The following is a 20,073-nucleotide window of genomic DNA, read 5'->3' on the forward strand; positions in this document are numbered from 1 at the left end:
TGGCCTTGGGGTCGGTCTCGTGAATTGTTTGATAATGGCCTACCTACCGATGTGGAGCCATGTTTGGGCGGTACTCAACCGACCTCTCGTGCTGATCTCGGGGGTGATGTACCTACATGACCGCGTGCCCCAACCCTATCAAGACTGGCTTTGGTGGAACCCTTTGGTCCACGTGATTGGCGAGATGCGGCGCGCCTTTTATCCCCAATATATAGGTGAATATGTCACGATGGCCTATCCGCTCGGCGTGGGCCTCGTGCTCATCGCGCTCGGCCTCGCGCTTTTAAATCGCTACTATGGCGATATACTCATACGGCTGTAGGTGCACATGGGACAACCGACCCCCACAACCGTTGACGCGCTGAATGTCGCAATCTTGATGGCGACCCATAACGGTACAGCCTACTTGCAAGCGCAGTTGACCTCGATTGCGCAGCAATCACACACAAACTGGTGCCTTATCGTTTCGGATGACAACTCTACCGACGATACGCGTGCAATTATCACCGCATTTGCAGCACAGTTTCGCGATGGAAAGGTGCGGCTCATCGATGGCCCGTGCAACGGCGAACCCGCGTCAAACTTTCTATGCGCCCTGAACTCAGGCACCTATCCAGACCATAGCTACATCGCGTTTTGCGACCAAGACGATGTGTGGCTACCCGACCGCTTAGAGCGGGGTCTAAAGGCGCTCACGAACGATGCGGCCGATCATCCATCGCTTTACGGAAGTCGCACGATCGTCACGGATGCCACCCTTACCGAAACGGGACTATCACCGAACTGGCGCTATGCCCCCTCGTTCCAAAATGCATTGGTTCAAAACTTTGCGGGTGGAAACACACTCCTCATGTGTCCGTTGGCAGGACAGTTGTTGCGCACACAAACGCCGACAAATGGCATGATCACCGCGCATGATTGGTGGGCTTACATACTGGTAAGTGGCGTTGGCGGGCACATACATTTTGACCCTGTGCCAACCCTGTATTACCGCCAACATGGCCGAAACGTTGTCGGTGCCAACGGTGGCTGGCGCGCAAAATTATGGCGTATAAGAGCGGTGTTTAGAGGCACGTTCAAAACGTGGACGGCCATGCACATTAGCGCCTTGTCGCAATCAACCGCCGCCCTGACGCCAGACGCCCGCGAAGCACTAAACACCCTTCAAAGGATTCACAATGCACGTGGTTTAACAGCAATGCTGATGCTCCGACGATCCGATTTGTATCGCCAAACGCCGACCGGACACCTTGCCTTATATGTCGCGGCCTTTTTCGGAAAACTATGACGCCACACATCCCAACCACGCCACACAGGCGCACACATTTCAAGTAGACGAGGACACGCTGTGAGAATTTGTATGATTGGCTGCCGCTGGTTTTTAGATGACTATCCCGACATCGACACCATTCCTTTTGACGAGCAAATCCAGATCGCAGGGAAAAACTCTGGCAATCTATTCATTGGCCACGCAGTCAAAACGCATTTGTTGCGCTTGTTCCCCAACATCACAAAACTTGACTACTTCTCCTTTTCAGACATTCGCCTCACATCGGGTGACAGCATAAAAGACGACTACGATCATATCGTTATGTCCTCCTCCAATATGCTCAATCCCGGCGTCAATTTCGGCTTTATCACCAAGTTCGTCGAAGCAAGCGGACTACCCTTGGTGATCGTTGGTCTTGGCGCACAAGCGGAAAGCATTGCTCACGCCGTCGACCTGCATCCCGCCACCGTCCGACTCGTCGCCTATGCGGCGGACACCTCAAAAGGTGTTGGTGTGCGCGGTGCATTCACCGCCGATCTTCTCGCAAATCTAGGGATCAAAAACACGGTGATCACCGGTTGCCCCACGGCATATCTCAACACCGGAACGGGGTTTAGAATTGAGGTTCCCAACAGTGTCGACGACATCAAAACCGCGGCACTCTCATACAAAAGGGATCGCAACAAATATGCCTCAGACGCGCAACTCAAGCCCATTCAAACGCAAATGCTACAGCTCTCTATCGAACACGGTTTCGACTACATCGCCCAAGCAAATTTCGCTGAAAGCTGGACAGGATTTCATAGGGACATCGACGAGAAAAAACTCGCAAACATTGCAAAATACTTTGGCCACCCTGAGGGCGATATAAAACGCCTTCGCACATATGCGCTTGACCATATTCGCATCTATTTCAAATGGGCGGACTGGCGCGCACACATGGAACGCATGGATTTCGCATTTGGCTGTCGGTTCCACGGCAACATGATGGCAATGATCGCGGGCACCCCTGCCGTTTGGTATGTCCACGACACACGCACACAAGAGCTTTGTGAGCGTTTAAGCCTCCCAACACTCTGCGTCCAAGAAATGACAGACAAAGGCTTTTCTCTAGAGAGGGTCTTTGAAAAAGCAGATTACACAACCTTTAACGCAACCTACCAAGACCGATGCGACGAGTTTGATGCGTTTTTCACATCACATTTCACGTGATCCCAAATCGCTGTAAAACTGGTTGCGCCATTCATCGTTGCGCGCATTTCCAAGCTTCACCATCTTACGTGACGCCCTGTTTGGTGGCAGCTCAACACCGCTGAGCCGCGCCATCATATTTATATGTTCAAGCGTCTCATCCGTGCTCACCTCTTCGTACCGCAGCACCTCAGGGACAATCCCGTATACCTCGAAAAAGCGGGTCCAAACCAAATTCTCCAACGTGATGTTGAGGCATTCCTCACGGATTTTGCCGTATTGGTATTTGGCCTGCGCATTATAGTCGTTCGAATACCCGTCCATACGGTTGCCCGCAAAATGATCATCGCCCTTTTTGCCGGTCGCATGGTTGATGCCCGTCTGTCGCGAAATGACCCGTGAAATCGCCTGAAATACGATGTCGTCGCGTTGAATTTTGACGAAGGTACAGTTTTGCGTGATCTCGGCGAACCGCGCATATGGTGTATCGCGGGGTGCATCCATGAACGTCGCCAAACACGCCTCAATGGGCGCAATTTGATTCGCCATCACCTTGATCGCGGCAATACCATTGGCCGATGTGGCCCGCTTGATCACACCTGAGAGGGCTTGTCGCCAACTGATATCCGGCTTTGACGCCTGCCACGGCACGAACCATTCTTCGGGATGCCCCAATACAGTGGCATTGCGCATGTCCTCGACGATCATCGTAGACCCACAACGTTGTGTTGCGCACAAAATGAGGGATGACTGGGGGAACTGCATGAACTCGTTTTGACCTCAAATACTTATTACCATAAGAATTGTTGCATGTAGTTTGAGTACACGCAACGGTCACCCCAACGGCCCGAGGAGTTTCAGGTAAAATGTACGGGACACCAACACCATTCGCGCCCGTCAACCTTGGGGACTTGACCCAAGACGACCTTGATTTGGCAAGCCTCGCACTTGACCAGTCTTGGTATGTTTCACACCACAGCGACATCGACGACTCTGGGGTGGATCCCGTCACCCATTTCGCGACGATTGGATGGCGAGAGGGCCGCGCACCGTGTGCGAAATTCGACACCCTATCAGCCTTGAACGTTGATGATGCCGTGGGCCTTCGCGCCTATTTGGATGCTGGTTTCGGGGGGGCGTGGCCACACTTAAAAGGCTCCTCACCGACACCAACAAAGCCACCCGAAAAATCACATGACACGCGCCTTAAACAGAATTTCGACGCGCCATACTACGTCGCTCAACACGGTGATGACATTCCCGACACCATGTCGCCATTCGAATATTTCATGACGGTCGGTTGGACCAAAAACCACAACCCGTCACCCGATTTTGACACTGCATTCTATCTGGGCCGGTATAACGATATCGCATCAAGCCGCATGAACCCCTTTGAGCATTTCATCCTGTTTGGGCGCAAAGAGGGGCGGGTCGCAACCGCGCAAAACATGCGCCGAATCCCTCACACAGTTTTGGCATCAGCGACGCCAAAACATCTCCAACACATCGTGTCTCTGCCGCAGACCAGTGCGCACAAGGCACCCATCGGAACCGTTGATTTTAACGCGCTCAACATTCACTGGATTGTCCCCGATTTCGCACGCGGCGGCGGCGGCCACATGACCATTTTTCGCACGATACGTCACCTAGAGCGCATGGGGCACACCTGCACAATCTGGATTGAACGCCGCGACTTTCATAGCTCTGCGACCGAAGCCTACGACGACATTGTGAAATACTTTCAATGCGTTCGCGCGGATGTGAATTTCGTCTCGCCCGCATTGTACCAAACAAGTGGCGATATCGTTGTCGCGACAGGATGGACCACGGCGTATATCGCCGCGGCGTGCTCGGGCTTTAAGGAGCGGTTTTACTTCGTTCAAGATCACGAACCCGACTTTTATCCCGTGGGTGCCGAAAGCCTTTTGGCCGAACACAGCTATAAACTTGGCTTGGCGTGTATTTGCGCAAGCCCGTGGCTCGCCGATATTATGGCACAGCGCTACAAAAACTGGGCGCGCCCCTTTCATCTGGCCTATGATCCAAGCGTCTATTACGCCGATGGTCCAAAGGTAGATTTGGGGCGCACACAAGGCGTGGTGCGGATTTGTCTTTATGCGCGCGACCATACCCCGCGCCGCGCAATCGCACTTAGTCTCATGGCACTCGACATCCTCGGCCAACGCGGTCTCCCGATCGAAGTTCATTTCTTTGGACAAGATGACTTGAGCTTTGATGAGGTGCCTTACACCGCCTACAATCACGGCATCCTCAGTGAAACAGAATTGGCCGCACTCTATCGCGCGTGTGATATCGGCATTTGCTTTTCTGCGACCAACTACTCGCTCATTCCACAAGAGATGATGGCATGCGGATTGCCCGTTGTGGAATTGGACGGCGATAGCACTCGCGCCATATTCCCTCCAGATGTTGTCACCTTGTCCGGACCTCACCCCGTGGATATCGCCGACAAACTTGAGCGGCTCATACATGACGCCCCTTTGCGCGATGAGCAAACACGGGCGGCGAAACAATGGATCGCCCAATTCTCATGGTCCGCATCCGCAAAAAACGTGTCTGACGCATTTTGCGAACGCCTTACCGACTTAGGCGCACGCGCTCGCAATCGCGTAACCGTCACAGAGCGCCAAACGGTCATAGACGTGGTCATCCCAACCTGGAACGCCATGACCGAGTTGCCGCCTGTGATCGACGCATTGCGGGGTCAGACGGGGCGGGCGCGCCCAAACATCATTTGCGTCGATAGTAGCTCGACTGACGGCACAACCGAGTGGCTTGCAGCCCAAGACGACATCACTCTCAAGGTCATCAATCAGTCCGACTTTCAACACGGTCGCACGCGCAATGAGGCGATCTCACTCGGCACCGCGCCGTTGGTGGCACTCCTGACCCAAGACGCCATTCCGGCCCACTCTGGATGGCTGCACGACATTTGGGCAATGATGGAGCACTTCCCCGAGGCGGCCGGTCTGTTTGGGCGTCATGTAGCCTACCCCGAACATGCTCCGTTCATTCACCATGAAATCAATTCACATTTTGCGAATTTTTCAAAATACCCATTGTGCCTCTCAAACGAGACAACAGGCCATGCATGGGGTAAAAGCACAGAGCAATGGGCGCAACTTTTACATTTTTATTCGGACAATAATTCATGCCTGCGCCGCTCGGTTTGGAACGCCATTCCCTATCCGGAAATCGACTACGGCGAGGACCAAGTGTGGGCACACACAATGATCAAGGCGGGCTATTCAAAAGTCTACGCTCCCACCGCCACGGTGATCCATTCGCATGACTACGGACCGGACGAGACCTATAAACGCTCCAAAACCGAAGCACAGTTTTTCCGTGACCATTTTGGGTATACGATCGCACCAAGCATGAGCACCTCCGTCGAGCTTGCCATAACTCGCGAGCAATCGAACAAGGCACAGTGGATGAGAGAAAACGGCGCGAACGGCGCCGAAATCGCGGACCTCATGCGTGTGATCGAGCAAAAATATCGCGGGTACGCTGACGGAATTAATGCCGCAGATAGAACGCGCGAGCACCGCTAAGGGCGGCGCAACAATCCTATTTTCCGCAAAATACGCCCCGCCACGCGCCGCACTGTCACACCGGCTCGGCGCTCTGCGTGGTGCACGCGCTTCCACAACTCGCTGGTTGTGTGAGACATCTCTTCCAACCGGCGTTCGAGGGATGCGATCTGATCGCGTAAATCTTGGTTTTCGACATCCAACAGGACCAATTGGCGATCTTTATCATTAATCGTCAACTTACCGTCTTCGGCCTTTGAAACATGGGCATGATTGACCCGCGCCCAAAGGGCGCTGTTCACACGCCGCGTGCGTTCGAGTTGTAAAGTCACTCGGCTCAGCTCTTGCGCCTGATCAATGTCATGCGTGGTCACCTCGTTTGTGTCCAACTTGGCCACGATACATACCTCACTTCTTTACGCGCATTTAACCAACATCATGGCATTGATTGAGGGGGTTGGAAATCCACCAATTCACCTCACATCCGAACTTGGCTCTGGTGGTCAGGTCAACGCGCATTTTGCGCACCTTAGACAAAGGCCGCGCTTTGATTATTTTTCCACATATTCCCAAAACAGGCGGTACGACCCTCCTGAATCATTTTCAAACCTACAAGGGCGCGGACAATGTGTTGTCCCTTGGTCCAAATTCGCGTGTCCACCGGTTCTTCACATCTCAACCCCAACTCGAAGAGGCGGACACCCGCGCGCTCGCAAACGCGTTTTGCATTCAAGGTCACGGAGTTGATGAAACGACCACACTCTATGCAAACCCCGACACGATCAGGCTCATGGTCGTATTGCGCAGTCCCGATGGTCACACGCGGTCCCGTTTCAATCATCGCAGGAGCGCGATGCACAAAAAGACAGGTCGCATTTTGACAACCGACCTGTTCATGGCTCGATTTTACACACCTGATTTTCAATGCTCGTATCTGGTCAAAAAATTCCCGAGTTTCGTAGATGATCCCTCCGCCGATTTGTTGGAGCAAGCGCGATCGGTTTTGCGCAAGTTCAACTATGTTTTGGCGACCGACTGTCTAGATGATCAATTTGCACGAATTGCGCCCACTCTTGGTCTACCCCCGCATCTTACGCGCAAGCGGTCCGTTGAAAACAAGGCACCACTGGACATATCCAGCGCGGACATTCTCGCCTCTCAGACCCGAGACACAGCCATCGTAAATCAAATTGCCGCCCACGCTGGCGCCGATGCATCCGACCATTTCAATCCGTTTGGGTTCGACGCCGAGGGCCAAAAAAGGGCGCTCACCCACCTGAAGGCACGACAAGACGATGGTATTTTCACGGCGGCCTATGACCAACTTGCGTCCTGCCTCTGCGCGAGTTCAAAAGCCGAATCGGCGTTATTTTTGCTGCGCAAACGCCCTGATGCCGTGGCAGTTAAAAGCCCGTCTTTGCTATACGATACGATTGAACGGCGGTGGGCACGAACCGCGGCCACCGCAAGCGAGGTTCAATTGGCAAAGTCCAAGCGTCACAAAAGACGGGTGCGCAATACGCTTAGACTGGCCGCCGCGGCACAGTTCGATACGGAAAACATCCGAAGCCGAACAGATCCGACGATGTGAGGGGCAAACGCCCTAAACCCCTTGCCTCGTGTTGTTGTCGGCTTTGCGTTCTCTAACCCTTTCGACGAGCCGCCTAAGCCGCAGCACAAGAGGGCGCTTGTGTCTGTGTGATCGACGTATCGATATCAAGGGTCTCAATAAACGCCGCCATGTCGCGCGCTTCGTCCATCCAATCCGCGCGTCTCGCCACCATATAGGCCGCCGCAACACGCGCACGCGCCTCGCTCGTGTCCTCTAACGCGGAGCTAAGTGCATAGGCCAATCCCGCAGGGTCCGAGCGGGCAAATACTGCACTTCCATCATCCAAGAGCCACCGTGCATTTGGATTGTCATTCATCACCACAGCACATTTGCACGCAGCCAGTTCAAGCGGCATGAGCGACAAATTGGTCCCAGACAGCACCAATCCCACATCCGAGCGGCGAAACACATCACCCAGCGCCGCCTCTGGCACCTCGCCGAGGTTTTCCACCTCAAACGGCAACGCATCTACGTCCAAAGATCCGCCAACAACAATCACTTTGAAATCATCGCGGACCTCATGCAAACGCAAGAGCGCCGCAAGCCCCAGCTCAACCAATCGTCTAGGCGTCACATGGCGCGCGTAAAACACAATTGTCTTTTTGCCAACCCGCGGCGTGCGGCCGAGCGGATGGTAAATACTGTGATCGACCCCAAACGAAACGGCGTGCGTTGTCATTCCAAAGTCTTGGGCAAGCTTTTGCGCGAGCCAACCGCCCGCAGTGATGCCCGTTAAGCCAAGTGTATACGTGCTCTCGGCCCAATAGCTCAGCGACGATGCCGGAAAAAAGGAGGGTTCAAAATCTTGAACAAAGTACAGGCGGTGACGCGCCGCGCGGTACGCCGCCACAGTGTGCGCCGTCTGATGCCCCGTTGCGATCAAAACATCGCTTGCAACCACACCCTCTTGTCCGAGCGCCACCTCGGCATCGACAGGGAAATACCAATCCGTCATCGCCTTTTTCGCGAGTGCCGCACTTTGAAACGCATGCGGTTCCAAAATGACAATACGTTGGGGATACCCCATCGCGGCGAGGTTGTTCACAAACCTGAAAATCGTTGTATGTCCGCCAGACCCGAACCCGAAACTTGGTATGATCCATTGCATACGTGTCTCGTCATTACCCAGCTTTGCGAGATCGGCCGCATCACCAAACGGCGCGCAATAAAGCGCATTCAGGCTCTTTGCTGCGGCGACGACATCCGTGGACTGTTGGGACTTTCCAGCGCACAGATACGCCGACGAAAGCCGCACCGCGTGCGCAATACCGTGCGTGCGCACATGTCTCATGAATTTTCTTAGATTGGCCCGTACCGACATATTCGGCCTCTTTCAACACACACAACTACCGTGCTTACAAGAGTAGGTTTCAACGTTTAAAAAAGCATTGAGACCCCTGTGATCAGATGACCGTAATCATGTCCATGAGCGCGCTGATATCGAGCACTCCCGCAACCGTTAATACATCGCCCTCGCCAAAATCGAACACGATATCATCCCCGGACACACGCGCATATTGACCAACGTCCGCCACCGACCCGACCAAGTCGGACAGGACGATAATACCGTCTCGCGACATCTCGAAATCCAAGATGGTATCGGCGTCAAACCCTTTGCCAAAAACAAAACTATCCGCGCCAGCCCCACCAATCATACGATCATTTCCCGACCCGCCACTCAAATAGTCCGCGCCGCGCCCGCCAGACAATCGGTCATTTGATGATCCTCCGTCGATGACGTCATCGCCCCAACCGCCAAAGATGTTATCCTTGCCCTGTGCTCCGTCAATGATGTCATTTCCCTCACCGGCTTCGATGCGGTCACGGCTTTTCCCGGCTTCGATCACGTCATCGCCCGTTCCGCCAATGAGATAGTCACGGCCATATCCGCCATACAAAACGTCATCGCCTTGCGCGCCATTTAAGGTGTCGTTTCCGCGATTGCCGCGCAGTGTATCGTTGCCATCATTGCCGTTTATGTCGTTGTCAACGTCATCGCCGTGCAACACATCGCGCCGTTGACCGCCCATGATATTCTCGAATTGACCAAGCCCCAGATCCGCGCCTCCCGCCGATCCTAGATCCACTTCGCCCGTATCCAAACGAACCGTCAAACTCGTGTCCATCATGGAAAAGTCAAGCCAGTCCACACCGCCATCATCATCTGTGATTTGGCCTCGATTCGACTCTGTTGCGGCCAAATCACCAAAATCGGATGTAAAATGGTGCACCGTATCATGCGTTGCGTCATCGCCGAAAAACGTGATGGAAAACGCCTGAATGACCGTCGACTTTCCGTCCGTCTGGGCCTCTTCAACATGAAGACCCCACGTCCCCACCGTACTCATTTCGTGCAAACCGTTCACGTGAAACACATACGAGTACGTGACGAATGCGCCCAAATCCGCGTCATACATATGCTCTTGGTCCATCAGGGTTAGCATCTGCCCCATGGGTGTCACCAACGAAACGGAAAGCCCCTCAAGGTCGGCACTTTTCAAACGGACGTTCACATAGGCACTATCAATCTTCAACGCGGATGTGGTGGTCGCGGTTTGTGTGCGTGATCTCCCGTCAGGGACAGTCGTCGTCTCCGATGACACCACCTCAAGCGAGACTTCATTGGCTGACACACCATGCTGCGGATACAGGACGTCCCAAACCTCGGCCAGCCGCGTTGCTGCGAAAACATCGATCATGCCGTAGCCATACGACTCGCTATAGCTCAGGCCACCACCGTTCCAGTTTTGTGCGCCGTTTGACATCCAGTCCGACACCTCAAACCGCCGCGCCCCACGTCCGAAATCAGACCCCGTTTGAGCCGCCGACAAGGCTAGAATGTCGTTTATGTCGCGCCACCCCAAACCGGCATTGGCCTCTAGAATAAGTGCGACCGCGCCTGACACGATCGGGGTGGACGCCGATGTCCCGCCAAAGCTGTGCGTATAATCTGTGTCGCCACCGGTGATACTATACCCCGCATTTCCCGACCGGTCCGTTGTCACACTCGCCGCCGGTGCGGCAACCATTAAGGAGACACCATAATTCGAATAGCTTTGTGCATCGCCACTTTTGTCCGTGGCCGCAACAACGACACTCATTCGATTGTTTGTCAGATAGGAACCGGAGGCATTCATCGAACCGTTGCCCGCCGCATAGATTGACAGCGTTCCCAACCCGCCACGTCCCGTTTCCAATGCATGCGTCATCGTATCGAACAATGCGCCAATCCCGCTCGACTGGCTGTCGCCACTCCCATGCGCATAGCCCTCGTCAAAATCACAGTAGAGCGCGGGAATGCCGAACGAACAATTCACCACATCAAAACGAGCCAATTGCCCAAAAAGCGCGAGATCATCGGTTGGGGAAGGCGTATTTTGCACCGCATAAAGATAGTCAAAACTACTGAGCCGCGCGTCATATGCGACACCGACACCACCCAAACCATTGCCAGACTGCGCGGCAATCAAACCTGCGACGGCGGTTCCATGGTTTGAGTCAACGGCAGAGGGCTCACCGCTATACGCTGCACCCGCGTAGAAAAACGGACGGGATGTATCGTAATTGGACTGCAAGTCCTCGTGGTCTGCCTCGACACCATCGTCGACGACCAAGACAGAAACACCCTGTCCCGAATAGTCGTTCCATACCGCTTCGATGTCGCCAATCAGGGCGAAATGCCATTGAGCCTCATACAAGGGATCGGTTGGACGGGTCATCAAAGCTCCTTTACCAAAGTGGGCACGAGGCCGCGCCCGAACGCTGCCAAAACATGCTCCACCCCAAGATAGCCAATGACGCTTTCCAGTTTACTAACGTGACCCCACAACATGCGGCCCGTTGGCACCCTACCGCTCCTTTCGACGGCAAGGCTTAACGACACCTTTCCCAACTGCGAACAACTTTAGAACAGACGGAATTAAAAGCGCGCGTGTCGCCACAATCCGTTCCGCAAAACGACGCAGTCAGGCACGACCCTGTCCTCAATGGTGCGTCGGGCGCCGTATGCGCTGGCACGGGTTTTGGGGGTTACAATGGTAGGGTTAATTGCAGAACGCTGGCTTGGCTTCAACGATTTAGGAGTCGATATCCGATTCAATGATTTCGATCTGATATCATCAGGGACCGGCGACCTCTTGGTCGCAACCAGTCGCGAAATATCGACACTGTTCACGTATGATCTGGACGCCGGTACATCCGATGTCTCGCTAATAGATCAGGCAAGTTTCATTGTGCCTATGGCCCCTCCAGAAGGGATTGATCTCTACCAAATCGGCACGACTTGGCACGCTGTGATGCACGGCGCATTAGGCTCAACAGGGCTATCTATGGCATTGGATCAGGCTGGCACAATAACACGGGGCACCACATCAGGGAGTGCGACAACTGGCGAACTCATGTCTGCGTCAGGTTATATAAGTGCACCAACGCCCTATCTGATTGCGGCGTGTGCCGGCGATACGATGCTGTCTAGCTACACCGTGAGCGCAAATGGCACACTCATCACAGCGCACGCAATCGCGGCGGATAGCGCGGCCATATGCGCCATCTCCACATTTGAACGCGATGGGCAGTATTTTGCGCTCTACGCAGGATTGGACAGCAACGCCGTGACCTGTGTGCGCGTCACATCAGACGGCAGGTTTGAGCCGACCGCCTCGTTGGGTGCGGCCAACGGCCTTGGTGTGAATACCATTTCCGATATTTTGACGGTCGATGTGGCGGGCCAAACATATGCGGTCATTGCCGCATCAGGAAGCTCGTCCCTGAGCGTGGCGGCAATTGACGCCGCAGGCCATATGCAAATTGTCGACCATGTGATCGACAACACCCTAACCCGTTTTGGAAACGTCGATCAGATCAAGGCCATTACAATAGACGGCGTTACATTCATTGTCGCCGCCGGAAGTGATGACGGCATAAGCATTTTGACCCTTATGCCCAATGGAACATTGGTTCACCGGCTCGCAATTGCGGACACACAAACGCGCGGCCTCACCAACGTGTCGAACTTTGAACTCTTGGCTGACGGTCACATCCTCACGATCATTGCAGGGTCTGAAACCGAATCTGGCATGCAAAGCCTTACTGTTGACTTGGGACTAAACGGGCAAAGCCGCCTTAGCCATAATGAGGGCGAAGATCTGACAGGAACCGCACAAAACGAGGCGCTCATTGGCGGGGAGGGAGACGACAATCTAAGCGCCCTAGATGGCGACGACTTTTTGTATGACGGGGCTGGCTCAGACACGATGACGGGCGGGGCGGGGCGCGATGTCTTTGTTTTGACGCGCGATGGCGCACGGGACACCATCACCGACTTCGACGTTGCCCACGATCAACTCGACCTGTCCGCCTATGACGGATTGCGCAATCTCAACCAACTTGAATTTGAGACAACCGCAACAGGTGGCATTTTGACGTTCGACGATGAACGCCTAGACCTCACCACGCCTTATGGCGATCCCATAATGTGGTTAGATCTGGTGGACCACATCACCCTAACCTTGTCGCACTATTTTCCCGCCATTGCGGCACAAACCATCACACATGCGGATGGGATACAGGCGGGCACTCTCCTTGGCACCAACGGCAACGACATCTTTGTCGGAGGGACAGGAGATGACCGCTTTGTCGGCTATGACGGTTCCGACAGCTTCACAGGCGGCGATGGCTATGACCTTGTCGACTACTCATCGTCGTCAACCTACGTCAGCATCGACCTCATGGAGCAACACCTCAACGCGGGCGCTGGCGAAGGGGACACATTCTCAAGCATCGAAGGTCTGATTTTGACAGACGCCAACGACCGCGTTTCGGGCGACACCGTCAATAACATCATCTACGCAGGTGGCGGCAACGACACCCTCTACGGGAAAACCGGACGTGACTATTTTTATGGGGAGGATGGCAACGACCGCCTCAACGGCGGCAAACACAAAGACCGCCTCTATGGCGACGAAGGAAACGACCGCATCCACGGAGATTGGGGCCATGACTATATCAAAGGTGCCAATGGTGATGATCTCTTGCGTGGCGGCCCTGGCCGCGACCGCATTTATGGCGGCAACGACAATGACATCTTAGACGGCGGCGAAAGCAACGACTACCTGTCGGGCGGAAAAGGCAACGACACGTTCATTTTCAACGATGGACACGATGTGATTAGCGACCTCAACACCAAACGCGACATCGTACAACTGGACGTCGCAGAACTCGACATACTGGGCCTAACCCCACACGATATCGTCACTCAACTTGGCGCGTGGATCGGCCAAGATTTCGTCTTGGATTTCGGTAACGAGAACACTTTGACATTTTTCGACCTGAACAACACCGCCGCACTCACTGGCGCAATAGAACTGATCTAACAGACCCTAATGCTGCTTAAAATGACGCTCGCCGCGGGCGTCCGACAATAGAATTTGCTTTTGACGCTCACGAAACCGCTCGCGGCGTGCCTCGTCAAATTTGTCGATGCACTGATGACACGAAACACCGTCCTCATACTCGGGGCGTGCCTTGTCCTCGGGCAAGATTGGCTGACGACACGCATGACACAACTCATGCGGCCCCTCTTCCAATCCATGCCCGATCGAGACGCGCCCGTCGAATACGAAACACTCACCGTTCCACAGGCTCTCTTCCTTGGGCATCTCTTCGAGGTATTTCAAAATACCGCCCTTGAGATGGTAGACATCCTCAATCCCCTGACCCAACAGAAAATTGGTCGATTTTTCACACCGGATACCGCCGGTACAAAACATCGCAATCCGTTTGTTATGAAAACGGTCTTTGTTCTCTTCCCACCACTGCGGAAACTCGCGAAACGATTTGGTTTGGGGGTCAATCGCGTTTGCGAACGTGCCGATTCCCACCTCGTAATCATTGCGTGTATCAATCACGGCCACATCATCCGCCGAGATCAATTCGTTCCACTCTTCGGGGGTACAGTAATGTCCGACCGACGCGCGTGGATCGACGTTGGGCTGACCCATCGTCACAATTTCGCGCTTGAGGCGGACCTTCATGCGTCCAAACGGCTGAACCTCAGCGGTCGATAGTTTGAATTCAAAATCGGCACAGCCGGGCAGCGTGCGGATATGCGCAACAAGACGCTCGATCGTCGCCGCAGTCGGCCCCGCAACCGTACCGTTAATCCCCTCGCCCGCCAAAAGGAGCGATCCCGTGATCCCCTCGGAGAGGCACAAATCGAGCAACGGTTGACGGATCGCCGACGGATCGTCGAAGCGGGTGAAATGATAGAGAGCGCAAACTGTATACATGGCAGTTTCGTTACGCCTGTCGCGCGCGGCGATCAACCCCCAACACGCTGCCCCGCTGCAATCGCAAGCCCGTCCACCACTGCCGTAAACACCTCTGACGTCTCCAATTTGGCATTTGGGAACATCACACCAATACGTTGCTGAATCACCCCAAGTAGGCTCGATCCACCGACAAACACCACGCGGTCTATGTCATCAGCGGTCATATCCGCCGCCTTCAGGGTCGCCGCCGCGCACTGGGCAATCTCTTGTGCAGACGGGAATAACTGCGTCATCAAGTCGCCATTGGAGAGGCCAACCCCCAACCCCTTTTCGACAACGCTCAAATCAATCAGTGCTTCGCTCGCCCCATTCGCCGTAATCTTACCCGCCTCAACAGCGTAGGCCACATCGTGCCCAAGATGCATCTCCAACACATCGGCAAGGCGCGCAAACGGAACCTTATCCTTGGCCATCCGTTCCCAGCGGCGCACTTCGCGCACCATTTTGTCACCGTAAACAAAGGTGATTTTTTCCCATGACGCCAGATCATTGTACAACCCGCGCGGTGCGGCGTGACTGCCTTCTCCGAATTCATTTCCAATCTGCGTATTTAGACCCAAAAGCGGCATAATATGGCTCAAACTGATCTGCTTATCAAAATCTGTCCCGCCCAGCCGAAGCCCCTCAGAGGCAATGACGCGGGTCTCTAATCCAGCCTTCTCACAAATCGTAAAATCCGATGTCCCCCCACCGATATCAACGATCAAAATACGCCCCTCTCCCGTCACACTCAGCGCGGCTGCCTCAGGTTCAGGTAGGAATGAAACAGACCCGAATCCAGCCAATTCATAGGCTTTCGTCAGATCCACAAGGGCCTGTGCATCACGTGCCGCATCCGCCGAATGGAACCGCACAGGGCGACCTGAAATCGCCGCATCAAACGTCTCGCCCGTCGCGGCCTCGGCGCGGGCTTTGATCTCGGACAGAAACCGCGCAATCACCTCAATCAGCGTTAGTTTTTCCGCCATAAACTGTCTGCGCTCATGGGCCAACGGCGTTCCCAGAACGGATTTAAGCGCTCGCATAAACCGACCGTCCTCACCGTCCATCATCGCACGCGCCGCGGCTTTGCCGTAAAGGGTCTGTTTCGCGCCAAAGTCCAAAAAGACAGCCGTGGGCAATGTGGCGCTTTCTCCCTCCAAAGGGATGACCATAGGAACACCATCACGCATCCATCCCGCCGCCGTATTGGATGTGCCAAAGTCTATACCCAGTGTCGCCATATCGCCCTCGCATTCGCCGCAAAACATGACGTTTACGCCCCTGTCTGGACCTGTGCAAGCGATGCGGTTGACCCACGCGCGCGCAATGATACCCTTTGCACAATTCAACCACTCGGAGCCCTAAAATGGCGCATGCCCTTATTGTAATCGATATTCAAAACGACTTTTGCCCGGGCGGGGCCCTCGCGGTTGCTGGTGGCGACGAAATCGTGAGCGGCATTAACGCCATAATGGACAGTCATGACGCGGTGATCCTGACCCAAGACTGGCACCCGCGCGGCCACTCATCCTTCGCCACGTCCCACGATGCCGATCCATTCACCACGACCCAAATGCCCTACGGCACCCAAGTGCTTTGGCCTGACCACTGTATCCAAAACACCAACGGCGCGGCCTTTCACCCCGATCTGCGCACAGATGCGGACATGATCATCCGCAAAGGGTTCAATACCGCAATCGACAGCTATTCCGCCTTTTTCGAGAATGACCACATCACACCAACCGGCCTTGAGGGCTATTTGCGAACGCGCGGGATCGACACGCTGACACTGGTCGGTCTTGCCACCGATTTCTGCGTTAAATTCTCTGCCTTGGATGCGGCGAGATTGGGGTTCGCCGTCACCGTGCGCACGGATCTGTGCCGCGCTATCGATATGGACGGATCATATGCGACCGCACGCTCCGACATGCGCGCCGCCGCAATTACGCTGCTTTAGGATCACAGTGTGGAAAATGTCGCCCCGTGAACGTCCACTCCTCGACCTTCGCGTGATTCAAAGCCTTGCAATCACGCCTCGCCCCCTGTTTTAACGAGCCAACCGTTCCGAAAAGGGGCCGCCCATGGTCGATATCGCTACCCGTGTCTACAATCACAAATGGAAGATCGACCCGATCGTCCGTTCCCTGATCGACACCGATTTTTACAAACTCCTGATGTGCCAATCGGTGTTTCGCAACAAGCGTGACACACAGGTAACATTCTCGCTCATCAACCGGTCCAAATCGATCCGCATGGCCGACCTGATCGACGAGGGCGAGTTGCGCGAACAGCTTGACCATGTCCGCTCCCTGTCTCTCTCGCGCGGCGAAAGCACATGGCTGCGCGGCAACACCTTTTACGGCAAGCGCCAGATGTTTCGCCCCGACTTCATGGAATGGTTCGAGAACCTTCGCCTGCCGCCCTACCACCTCGAAAAACGTGATGGCCAATACGAGCTGACGTTCGAGGGCGCATGGCCAGAGGTCATGCTATGGGAAATCCCCGCCCTCTCCATCCTGATGGAACTCCGCTCGCGGGCGGTGACGGGTGACATGGGCCGCTTCGAGCTACAAATCCTGTACGCCCGCGCAATGACCCGCGTGTGGGAAAAGGTCGAACAGATCAAACCGCTCGACGGCCTGAAAATCGCCGACTTCGGCACCCGCCGCCGCCATTCCTACCTCTGGCAGGACTGGTGCGTTCAGGCGATGGGAGAGGGCCTTGGCGCCAAATTCTCCGGCACCTCGAACTGCCTCATCGCGATGAAACGCGACCTTGAGGCGGTCGGAACCAACGCCCACGAATTGCCCATGGTCTACTCGGCCCTCGCGGACGGCGATGACGCCTTGGCCCGCGCGCCCTATGACGTGTTGGCCGACTGGCAAGAGGAGCACGATGGCAACCTGCGCATCATCCTGCCCGACACCTACGGCACACGCGGCTTTCTCGACCGCGCCCCCGATTGGCTCGCCGGTTGGACGGGCATCCGCATCGATAGCGGCGATCCCGCAACGGGCGCCGAAGTGGCGATTGACTGGTGGACATCACGCGGCGAGGACCCAACCAAGAAACTGGTGATCTTCTCCGATGGGTTAGACGTCGACAAAATCGCCGCCCTTCACACCCAATTCAAAGGCCGCGTACGCACCTCGTTCGGGTGGGGAACCCTGCTCACCAACGACTTCCGCGGCTTGGTCAACAACAACGCCCTCAACCCGTTTTCACTGGTCTGTAAAGCCATCAAAGCGGACGGCAAACCCACCGTAAAACTCTCGGATAACCCGAACAAAGCAATGGGCCCAAGCGACGAGATCAAGCGGTATAAACGGGTGTTTGGGGTTGGGGAGCAATCTGTTATGGATGTTGTTGTTTAGTTTTCGGAGAGTGCGATATGAATACAGTTCAAGACCCCAACAAAGTTCGGTTTGATCCAGAAACACTTAACCTTTTTGATGAAGTTGAATTAGCCTCAACTAGTATCAATAAACAGAGGCCATTTTCCCCAGAGGTCCAACAGAAAATTGCGCGCGATTTTCTTCCCGACCGCGTGACAGCAAGCCTGAACATGGAGGGAATTTCGGTTACGAGGCGGCAAACCCTACTGATGATGGATGCGATGACATTATCGGAGAACAATACTAAGGCTGAGAAAGAGATATTCAACGCTCTACAATCCGACGAATTCGTCTACGATCATGCGGTAAACAACAGGCCATTAACGCTGAACTTCATTCGGGAAGTGAATCGGGTTCTACAAGATGGAATATTAGAAGCAGCAGGTAAATTTAGACAAGAAAATGTCGAAATTTCGGGAGCGGCTTTCCAGCCGCCTGATCACATATCTGTTCCGTCTGAATTGCAAACGATGCTAGACGCATTTGGGAAAATGAATGCTAACCTTAGCCCCGTCTATAAAGCGGTCTGGCTACACGCTACTTTTACTCGCATTCACCCTTTTGAGGATGGGAATGGTAGGACTGGTAGGTTACTCCAAGATTTCGTTTTGTTGAGCGCTGGTCTCTTTTCAACGGGCATTCCTTCGGCCCGTCGCGATGACTACTACGATGCGCTTGAAAAAGCCGATGACGGGAACTGGAACCCACTTTGCCAGATGGTGTGCGAATTTGAACTAAAGGTACTCTCAAGAGTGTCGGGAATCATTGAGGAGATTAGAAGCCGCGGCGATTTTATTAAGAGAATTGCGCAAAAAGCATCTCAGCAGAAAACTGGCGGGCTCCACAAACAATATCTGGTTTGGCGGCAACGCATGAGTAATTTTGGAGAGCAGCTCAAGCAGACTTGCGATGAGTTGGATTCTACATCTGAAGTAATTGGCGTAAAGACTGACTTGTTCGAACCAATTGATTTCGAAAAATGGAAACTAATCAGTGATAAGGGCCACGCGACTAATTCGTGGAGCATCAAACAAACATGGTTCACAGAGGGCAAACCGTTCTTTCGGACAATTTTTTATTTTAGTCGTCACTTTTTTCAAGCCTCTGACTTAAAAACACCCGATGAACTTTTTGGGGCTGTAGCGCTCAAAGTAACCGGAGGCGAGGCCGAGCCAAGCTTGAAATATGATTTCCACAATTTCTCAGATCAAGAAATTCGTCTGCGTGAAATTCTACTTTTTGATCAAGAGATCTACAGATACTGCGGAACTAACCAGTTCTCTACAAATGGTGTTCGTTCGGTGGAAGATTGGTCCTGTGTAACAGTAGATGACTATGGCGAAATCATTGAAGAATTTGTGTCTGACGTCTTCGAAAGAAAACTTGGTTTGTGAATCACTCCACCCGCCCCCTAAGCGCCTTTACCTCCCCGCGTTTCTTCTTCCCGTCAAGCCTCCGCCGCACCGACCCCTTCGTCGGTTTTGTTTTCACGCGATACTTGGGCCGCTCTGTCGCTTGCACGATCAGCGCGACAAGGCGTTCTCGGATTAGGTCGCGGTTTCGCACCTGTGATCGGGTTTCGTCGCATTGCAGGATAATGGCGCCGTCTTTGGTCCATCGCCGACCCGCCAATTTGCGCAGGCGGGTTTTCACGGCGGGCGGCAGGTGTGGGGAGCGTTCGGCCTCGAACCGCAACTCGACCGCCGAGGACACCTTGTTCACATTTTGCCCACCCGGCCCA

Annotated in this window: 16 protein-coding genes; 9 read left to right on the forward strand and 7 right to left on the reverse strand. The window is 54.3% G+C overall.

The window, feature by feature from the left end; translation table 11 throughout:
- From ACTG34_RS01740 to ACTG34_RS01750, 3 genes are all read left to right on the forward strand, one after another.
- Nucleotides 1-322 (forward strand): ABC transporter permease (locus tag ACTG34_RS01740; protein ID WP_439103324.1); only part of this gene is annotated, 322 nt, incomplete at its 5' end.
- 6 nt (nt 323-328) lie between these two features.
- Nucleotides 329-1,288 carry a glycosyltransferase family 2 protein gene (locus ACTG34_RS01745; protein WP_439103325.1) on the forward strand — a complete coding sequence of 320 codons (960 nt, stop codon included), beginning with the start codon at nt 329-331 and terminating at the stop codon, nt 1,286-1,288.
- A 72-nt stretch (nt 1,289-1,360) separates the two neighbouring features.
- Nucleotides 1,361-2,482, forward strand: coding sequence for a polysaccharide pyruvyl transferase family protein (locus ACTG34_RS01750; protein WP_439103326.1), 1,122 nt, complete (start codon nt 1,361-1,363; stop codon nt 2,480-2,482).
- Here the strand turns inward: ACTG34_RS01750 and ACTG34_RS01755 are convergent.
- A complete protein-coding gene (locus ACTG34_RS01755) occupies nt 2,468-3,226 on the reverse strand; it encodes a Stf0 family sulfotransferase (protein ID WP_439103327.1) in 759 nt (252 codons plus the stop codon). The genes ACTG34_RS01750 and ACTG34_RS01755 overlap by 15 nt on opposite strands.
- Nucleotides 3,227-3,327: 101 nt before the next feature.
- Between ACTG34_RS01755 and ACTG34_RS01760 the strand changes: the two genes are divergently transcribed.
- The gene (locus tag ACTG34_RS01760) at nt 3,328-6,036 is read left to right on the forward strand and encodes a rhamnosyltransferase WsaF family glycosyltransferase (protein WP_439103328.1); all 2,709 of its coding nucleotides are present in this window, start codon (nt 3,328-3,330) and stop codon (nt 6,034-6,036) included.
- Here ACTG34_RS01760 and ACTG34_RS01765 read toward each other — a convergent pair.
- Complete coding sequence (locus ACTG34_RS01765) at nt 6,033-6,413, reverse strand: hypothetical protein (protein ID WP_439103329.1); 381 nt, start codon at nt 6,411-6,413, stop codon at nt 6,033-6,035. The two genes, ACTG34_RS01760 and ACTG34_RS01765, sit on opposite strands and share 4 nt — an antisense overlap.
- A 149-nt stretch (nt 6,414-6,562) precedes the next feature.
- Between ACTG34_RS01765 and ACTG34_RS01770 the strand changes: the two genes are divergently transcribed.
- Complete coding sequence (locus ACTG34_RS01770; RefSeq protein WP_439103330.1) at nt 6,563-7,606, forward strand: hypothetical protein; 1,044 nt, start codon at nt 6,563-6,565, stop codon at nt 7,604-7,606.
- A 73-nt stretch (nt 7,607-7,679) separates the two neighbouring features.
- Here ACTG34_RS01770 and ACTG34_RS01775 read toward each other — a convergent pair whose 3' ends face one another.
- Nucleotides 7,680-8,918: a glycosyltransferase family 4 protein gene (locus ACTG34_RS01775; protein WP_439103331.1), complete on the reverse strand. Its 1,239-nt coding sequence runs from the start codon at nt 8,916-8,918 to the stop codon at nt 7,680-7,682.
- A 112-nt stretch (nt 8,919-9,030) separates the two neighbouring features.
- A complete protein-coding gene (locus tag ACTG34_RS01780) occupies nt 9,031-11,346 on the reverse strand; it encodes a S8 family serine peptidase (protein ID WP_439103332.1) in 2,316 nt (771 codons plus the stop codon).
- A 315-nt stretch (nt 11,347-11,661) separates the two neighbouring features.
- Between ACTG34_RS01780 and ACTG34_RS01785 the strand changes: the two genes are divergently transcribed.
- Complete coding sequence (locus ACTG34_RS01785; RefSeq protein WP_439103333.1) at nt 11,662-13,998, forward strand: calcium-binding protein; 2,337 nt, start codon at nt 11,662-11,664, stop codon at nt 13,996-13,998.
- A gap of 6 nt (nt 13,999-14,004) precedes the next feature.
- Here ACTG34_RS01785 and trhO read toward each other — a convergent pair whose 3' ends face one another.
- The gene (trhO, locus tag ACTG34_RS01790) at nt 14,005-14,913 is read right to left on the reverse strand and encodes an oxygen-dependent tRNA uridine(34) hydroxylase TrhO (protein ID WP_439103334.1); all 909 of its coding nucleotides are present in this window, start codon (nt 14,911-14,913) and stop codon (nt 14,005-14,007) included.
- Between the two features lie 32 nt (nt 14,914-14,945).
- Complete coding sequence (locus tag ACTG34_RS01795) at nt 14,946-16,178, reverse strand: Hsp70 family protein (RefSeq protein WP_439103335.1); 1,233 nt, start codon at nt 16,176-16,178, stop codon at nt 14,946-14,948.
- Between the two features lie 125 nt (nt 16,179-16,303).
- On the opposite strand from ACTG34_RS01795, the gene pncA reads away from it, so the two are divergent.
- The 3 genes from pncA to ACTG34_RS01810 all read left to right on the forward strand — a co-directional run bounded on the left by pncA (nt 16,304) and on the right by ACTG34_RS01810 (nt 19,726).
- A complete protein-coding gene (gene pncA, locus ACTG34_RS01800; protein ID WP_439103336.1) occupies nt 16,304-16,894 on the forward strand; it encodes a bifunctional nicotinamidase/pyrazinamidase in 591 nt (196 codons plus the stop codon).
- A 124-nt stretch (nt 16,895-17,018) separates the two neighbouring features.
- Nucleotides 17,019-18,311 (forward strand): nicotinate phosphoribosyltransferase, encoded by a 1,293-nt coding sequence (gene pncB / locus ACTG34_RS01805; protein WP_439103337.1) that lies wholly within the window; start codon nt 17,019-17,021, stop codon nt 18,309-18,311.
- Between the two features lie 17 nt (nt 18,312-18,328).
- The gene (locus ACTG34_RS01810) at nt 18,329-19,726 is read left to right on the forward strand and encodes a Fic family protein (RefSeq protein WP_439103338.1); all 1,398 of its coding nucleotides are present in this window, start codon (nt 18,329-18,331) and stop codon (nt 19,724-19,726) included.
- A gap of 1 nt (nt 19,727) precedes the next feature.
- Here the strand turns inward: ACTG34_RS01810 and arfB are convergent.
- Nucleotides 19,728-20,073, reverse strand: a 346-nt coding sequence (gene arfB, locus ACTG34_RS01815; RefSeq protein ID WP_439103339.1) for an alternative ribosome rescue aminoacyl-tRNA hydrolase ArfB, incomplete at its 5' end; no start/stop codon positions are given.

The organism is Celeribacter marinus, from assembly GCF_965656515.1.
Lineage (GTDB): Bacteria > Pseudomonadota > Alphaproteobacteria > Rhodobacterales > Rhodobacteraceae > Celeribacter > Celeribacter marinus_D.